This window comes from Amnimonas aquatica (assembly GCF_002943415.1).
Lineage (GTDB): Bacteria > Pseudomonadota > Gammaproteobacteria > Pseudomonadales > Moraxellaceae > Perlucidibaca > Perlucidibaca aquatica_A.
In genome coordinates, this window is record NZ_PTQZ01000131.1 from 1 (window position 1) to 5,219 (window position 5,219).

Annotated in this window: 8 protein-coding genes and 1 tRNA gene; 6 read left to right on the forward strand and 3 right to left on the reverse strand. The window is 65.4% G+C overall.

Annotation, left to right across the window (positions count from 1 at the left end; all coding sequences use genetic code 11):
- The 6 genes from C5O18_RS06220 to C5O18_RS06245 form a co-directional block, all read left to right on the forward strand.
- The coding region (locus tag C5O18_RS06220; RefSeq protein ID WP_105192438.1) for an acyl-CoA dehydrogenase family protein at nucleotides 1-1,123 on the forward strand (1,123 nt) is incomplete at its 5' end.
- Nucleotides 1,124-1,268: 145 nt separating this feature from the next.
- Nucleotides 1,269-1,697 carry a 50S ribosomal protein L13 gene (gene rplM / locus C5O18_RS06225; RefSeq protein ID WP_105192440.1) on the forward strand — a complete coding sequence of 143 codons (429 nt, stop codon included), beginning with the start codon at nucleotides 1,269-1,271 and terminating at the stop codon, nucleotides 1,695-1,697.
- 10 nt (nucleotides 1,698-1,707) lie between these two features.
- Nucleotides 1,708-2,094 (forward strand): 30S ribosomal protein S9, encoded by a 387-nt coding sequence (gene rpsI / locus C5O18_RS06230; protein WP_105192442.1) that lies wholly within the window; start codon nucleotides 1,708-1,710, stop codon nucleotides 2,092-2,094.
- Nucleotides 2,095-2,124: 30 nt separating this feature from the next.
- Nucleotides 2,125-2,198 (forward strand) — tRNA-Gln (locus tag C5O18_RS06235).
- A gap of 308 nt (nucleotides 2,199-2,506) precedes the next feature.
- Nucleotides 2,507-3,115 (forward strand): glutathione S-transferase N-terminal domain-containing protein, encoded by a 609-nt coding sequence (locus C5O18_RS06240; RefSeq protein WP_241146759.1) that lies wholly within the window; start codon nucleotides 2,507-2,509, stop codon nucleotides 3,113-3,115.
- A 1-nt stretch (nucleotide 3,116) separates the two neighbouring features.
- Nucleotides 3,117-3,521, forward strand: coding sequence for a ClpXP protease specificity-enhancing factor (locus C5O18_RS06245; protein WP_206389759.1), 405 nt, complete (start codon nucleotides 3,117-3,119; stop codon nucleotides 3,519-3,521).
- Here C5O18_RS06245 and C5O18_RS06250 read toward each other — a convergent pair.
- The 3 genes from C5O18_RS06250 to C5O18_RS06260 are packed head-to-tail and all read right to left on the reverse strand — an operon-like array spanning nucleotide 3,514 to nucleotide 5,131.
- Nucleotides 3,514-4,137 (reverse strand): BON domain-containing protein, encoded by a 624-nt coding sequence (locus C5O18_RS06250; protein ID WP_105192454.1) that lies wholly within the window; start codon nucleotides 4,135-4,137, stop codon nucleotides 3,514-3,516. The genes C5O18_RS06245 and C5O18_RS06250 overlap by 8 nt on opposite strands.
- On the reverse strand, nucleotides 4,130-4,723 hold the full coding sequence (locus C5O18_RS06255; protein WP_105192456.1) for a D-sedoheptulose-7-phosphate isomerase: 594 nt from the start codon (nucleotides 4,721-4,723) through the stop codon (nucleotides 4,130-4,132). Before C5O18_RS06255 ends, C5O18_RS06250 begins: the two co-directional genes overlap by 8 nt.
- A gap of 12 nt (nucleotides 4,724-4,735) precedes the next feature.
- Nucleotides 4,736-5,131 (reverse strand): YraN family protein, encoded by a 396-nt coding sequence (locus tag C5O18_RS06260; protein WP_105192458.1) that lies wholly within the window; start codon nucleotides 5,129-5,131, stop codon nucleotides 4,736-4,738.
- Nucleotides 5,132-5,219 lie beyond the last annotated feature (88 nt).

Below are 5,219 nucleotides of genomic sequence, written 5' to 3' on the forward strand. Positions count from 1 at the left end.
GTTCAATTCCGATCACGAAGCCTTTCGCGACAGCCTGCGCAAGTTCCTGGAGAAGGAAGCCGCGCCCCACCACGCCCGCTGGGAAGAGGAGGGCCAGGTCTCGCGCGAGCTCTGGCTCAAGGCCGGCGAAAACGGGTTCCTGTGCCCGACGGTGGCCGAGCAGTACGGCGGCCCGGCCGCCGACTACCTGTATTCCATCGTGGTCATGGAGGAGATCTCCCGCCAGGGCCTGACCGGCATCGGCTGGGGCCTGCACACCGACATCGTGGCGCCGTACATCGAGCACCATGCCTCGGAGGAGATGAAGCTGCGCATCCTGCCGAAGATGGTGAGCGGCGAGCTGATCGGCGCCATCGCCATGACCGAGCCGGGCGCCGGTTCCGACCTGCAGGGCGTGAAGACCACGGCCATCGACAAGGGTGACCACTACCTGCTCAACGGCTCCAAGACCTTCATCACCAACGGCCAGATGGCCGATGTCGTGATCGTGGTGGCCAAGACCGACCCGGCGCAGGGCGCCAAGGGCATTTCGCTGCTGCTGGTGGAGCGCGGCATGCCCGGCTTCGAGCGCGGCCGCAACCTGCACAAGGTCGGCATGAAGGCGCAGGACACCTCCGAGCTGTTCTTCAATGATGTGAAGGTGCCGAAAGCGAACCTGATCGGCGCCGAGGGCATGGGTTTCATCTACCTCATGCAGGAGCTGCCGCAGGAGCGCTTGGGCATCGCGGTCAACGGCGTCGCCATGATGGAGGGCGCGCTGGCGCTGACGCTGGACTACGTGCGCGAGCGCAAGGCCTTCGGCAAGCGCATCGCCGACTTCCAGAACACGCAGTACAAGCTGGCCGAGCTGCACACCAAGATCGAGGTGGCGCGCACCTATGTCGACCGCTGCATCGACCTGCACGTGCAGAAAAAGCTGGATGTGCCCACGGCGGCTGCGGCAAAATACTGGGTATCGGACCTGCAGTTCGAAGTGCTCGACGCCTGCGTGCAGCTCTTCGGCGGCTACGGCTACATGTGGGAGTACCCGGTGGCGCGCATGTGGGCGGATTGCCGCGTGCAGCGCATCTATGGCGGCACCAACGAGATCATGAAGGGCATTGTCGCCCGCACGCTGGTCTGATTTCGTGCGGTGCGCCCGGCCGGAGAGAAAATTTCTTCGGCCAGGCGTTGCCAAGATCGGAACCCTTGGGTACTATTCGCGACCTCATTGCGGCAGCCTGATTTGCTTCGGTTGTCGCCAAACCTGATTTTGAAGGCATGTTGACATGAAGACTATCAGTGCCAAGCCCGAGAGCGTGAAGCGCGACTGGTTCGTCGTCGACGCCAGCGGCAAGACGCTCGGCCGTCTGGCTTCGGTGATCGCCAGCCGCCTGCGCGGCAAGCACAAGCCGGAGTTCACCCCGCACGTGGACACGGGCGACTACATCGTGGTCGTCAACGCCGGCAAAGTTGCCGTCACCGGCAACAAGGTCCAGGACAAGATGTACTGGCACCACACCGGTTTCCCGGGCGGCATCAAGGGCGTCAACTTCCAGAAGCTGCGCGACCATCGTCCGGAAGCCGCGCTGGAAATCGCCGTCAAGGGCATGCTGCCGAAGGGCCCGCTGGGCCGCGACATGCTGGCCAAGCTGAAGGTGTACGGTGGTGCCGAGCACCCGCACGCCGCCCAGCAGCCGCAAGAACTGAACATCTGAGCGCGAAGTCATGACAACGAATTACGGAACCGGCCGTCGCAAGACTGCAACCGCACGTGTTTTCATCAGCCCGGGCACTGGCAACATTGTTGTCAATGACCGTCCGCTGGATGTCTATTTCGGTCGTGAAACCGCCCGCATGGTCGTGCGTCAGCCGCTGGAGCTGGTCGAACTGCTGAACAAGTTCGACATCAAGGTCACGGTGGCTGGTGGCGGTATCGGTGGCCAGGCTGGCGCCATCCGTCACGGTATCACCCGTGCACTGGTCGAATACAACGAGGAACTGAAGTCGCCGCTGCGCAAGGCCGGCTTCGTGACTCGCGATGCCCGTGAAGTCGAGCGCAAGAAGCTCGGTCTGCGCAAGGCTCGCAAGCGTCCGCAGTACTCCAAGCGTTAATCGCTGGAGCCCTGCCGGGGCTGCAAGTTTTGGGGAATCGTCTAATGGTAGGACTACGGTCTCTGACACCGTCTGTCTAGGTTCGAATCCTAGTTCCCCAGCCAATCCGGAAGCCCGCAAGTTCGCTTGCGGGCTTCCGTCTTTTCCGGAGTGCCTGCGGCCGGATGGTCGCCGGACGGGGAGAAATGCCCCGCCTTGTCTCTCCTGATTGATTTCATTAGCATTACTGGACATTTTTTGACACGTCTGATGGTTCCCGGCCGGCCCCGGCCATGCTGCTGTTGCGGCATCCGGGGCGTCCGGCACGTCAAACGACCGGGCTGACGGGGCGGCAGGCTGCCCGAACCGGCGGGCACCCGGGCCCGCGCAGACCAGGGGTGAGCAGATGGGGACCGTGACACGGCGTGCGTCGATGACCTTCTATTCGGACGGGGCGGATCATTACAGCCATCGCGTCCGCATCGTGCTGGCCGAGAAGGGGGTCTCCGTCGACGTCGTCAATGTCCATGCCGGCAACCGTCCGGACGACCTGGCCGATCTCAATCCCTACAACCAGCTGCCGGTGCTGGTGGACAGGGAGCTTGCGCTGTACGAGACCAGGATCATGATGGAGTACCTGGACGAGCGCTTCCCGCATCCGCCGCTGCTGCCGGTGTATCCGGTGGCGCGCGCGCAGGCGCGCCTGCTGGCGTATCGCATCGAGCGCGACTGGTGCGGCCATGTCGATCTGCTGCTGTCAGGCAAGGGGCGCGAGCTGGCCGTGACCAAGGCGCGCAAGGAGCTGCGCGACAGCCTGGTGACGGTGGCCCCGGTGTTCAACGAGAAGACCTTCTTCATGAGCGACGAGTTCTCGCTGCTCGATTGCATGCTGGCGCCCATCCTCTGGCGTCTGCCGGTGCTCGACATCGAGCTGCCGGAGCGTTCATGCCGCGGCCTTTTGCGCTACATGGATCGGGTTTTCCATCGTGACGGCTTCATCGCCGCGCTGAGCGATGCCGAACGCGACATGCGAAGGGGCTGAGATGGCACTGGCAGGAACCCGTCCGTACTTCATCCGGGCAATCAACGACTGGATCGTCGACAACGAGTGGACGCCGCATCTCATGGTCGATGCCGGCTGGCCGGGCGTCGCCGTGCCCGAGGCCTTCGTCGAGGACGGGCGCATTGTGCTGAACATCCGCCCGTCGGCGGTCAGGGATCTGGTGCTGGGCAATGACGAGCTGAGCTTCTCGGCGCGCTTCGGCGGCCAGCCGCAGTGGATTCGAGTGCCCGTCGGAGCGGTGCTGGGGATCTATGCCCGCGAGAACGGCGAAGGCCTGTTCTTTGATGCCGGCGATTACACGCCGCCCGGGCCCGCCGACGAGGCGCCGGCGGAGGAGGATGCCGGCCGCGCCAGGGCGCGACCGGCACTGCGCGTGGTCAAGTAGACGGCGCGTCCGACGCCTGTTCCGGCAGGATATCCACGATCTTCACGATGCGCTTGACGCCGTCGAGTGCCTGCAGGCGCACGATGGCGCGATCGGTCTCGCGCTGCGTCAGCTTGCCCATCAGGTAGAGCGTGCCGTTGACGGCGACGACATTGGTCTGGCCGCTGCGGATGTTGCTGCCGGTGCTCAGCGAAATGTTGGCCTTGCTTTCCAGCAGGCTGTCGCTGCTGCGGGTGCCGAAGCCCAGCGTCGGGCCGATGCTCAGCTCGTTGTGCACGGCGCGGACGTCTTCGTAGCCGCGGGCGATCTCGCCGATGCGGCCCTTCATGTCCTGCGACTGGACTTCTCCGGTCAGCAGCACCGACTGGTAGAACGTGGTCACTTCGATGCGCGCGTCACGGGCGGCCGGCACGTCGCGGTAGATGTCGCGGCGGATGGCCTGGCCGAGATTGATGTCGGTCAGGCGCATGGCCGTGGTGCGGGTGCCGGGATCGGAGATGCCGGGGCCGACGCCCATCTTGGCCAGGGTGGTGCAGCCGGCCAGCGGCAGCAGCAGGGTGGCGGAAACGGTGGCGGCGAGCGCGAGGCGTCGTTGGCGGGACAGGGGCTTAGACAAGGTCGGGATCTCCAAACAGGGCGGTGTCGATTAAGGCGCAGCAGCAGTGCAATGTAAACAGCTGGGCTTCATGCACCCGGTAGCTGCGATGTTCGGGTAGCTGGATCAGCACATCCTGCGGCTCCAGCAGGCGGGCGACCTCGCCGCCGTGGTTGCCGGTCAGGGCGATGACGGGGCAGTGGCGTTCGTGCGCGGCCTGGATCACCGACAGGATGTTGGCGGCGTTGGCCGAGGCCGACAGCACCACCAGCACGTCGCCGGGCTGGGCGTAGGCCAGGAACGGGCGCGAGAACGACTCGGTGAGGCGGTTGTCCTGCGCCAGCGCGCTCAGCGTGATGCTGTCCGGTGCCAGCGCCAGCGCCGGCAGGGCCGGGCGCTCGTGCTCGAAGCGGTTGAGCAGCTTGCTCACGAACGACAGGGCATTGGCCCCGGACGCGCCGTTGCCGCAGCAGATCAGCTTCCGCTCCTGCACCAGGGCATCGACCATGAGCATGGCCGCCTGCGAGATGGTTCCGGATTGTTCCTCGGCCAGCCGGGCCAGCATGGTCATGCTGTCCTGGCAGAGCTGCGTGATTCTTGCCTGCATCTGTTTCCTGTCCTATCGGGTGCCGAAGGCGCCCCTGATCCAGCGTCGCTGCCAGTCCGGGGGATGGCCGCCGTATGCCGCGACATCAAAACGCATGACGTGTTCGCGCCAGTCTGGATGACGCGCGAGGAAGACCCCGGCGGTCGCCAGCAGACGACGCTGCTTGCCGGCGGTCACCGAGTCGGCGGCGCTGCCATGGCTGTCGCGCTGGCGCCAGCGGACTTCGGTGAACACCAGCACGTCGCGGCGCGACAAGGTTATCAAGTCGATCTCGCCCAGGCGACAGTGAAAATTGCGCGCGATCAGGCGATGGCCGGCGGCAATCAGGCGGGCCAGGGCGTCATCTTCGGCCAGGCGCCCGCGGCGCTGGCTGGGCGAACTGGCGCGCAACGGGACTTGAGCGGGCATGGCGGGCTCCTGGTGTGATCGGTCATGTGCTGGAGATAGTCCGCATTGCCCGGTTTCGCCAGCCGGGATGGCGCAGGGCCGCCGCCGG

Bases quoted from the DNA above. Each gene is read 5' to 3' on its own strand.
- rplM (WP_105192440.1), top strand. From the start codon at position 1,269: ATGAAGACTATCAGTGCCAAGCCCGAGAGCGTGAAGCGCGACTGGTTC.
- rpsI (WP_105192442.1), top strand. From the start codon at position 1,708: ATGACAACGAATTACGGAACCGGCCGTCGCAAGACTGCAACCGCACGT.
- C5O18_RS06240 (WP_241146759.1), top strand. From the start codon at position 2,507: ATGACCTTCTATTCGGACGGGGCGGATCATTACAGCCATCGCGTCCGC.
- C5O18_RS06245 (WP_206389759.1), top strand. From the start codon at position 3,117: ATGGCACTGGCAGGAACCCGTCCGTACTTCATCCGGGCAATCAACGAC.
- C5O18_RS06255 (WP_105192456.1), bottom strand. From the start codon at position 4,723: ATGCAGGCAAGAATCACGCAGCTCTGCCAGGACAGCATGACCATGCTG.
- C5O18_RS06260 (WP_105192458.1), bottom strand. From the start codon at position 5,131: ATGCCCGCTCAAGTCCCGTTGCGCGCCAGTTCGCCCAGCCAGCGCCGC.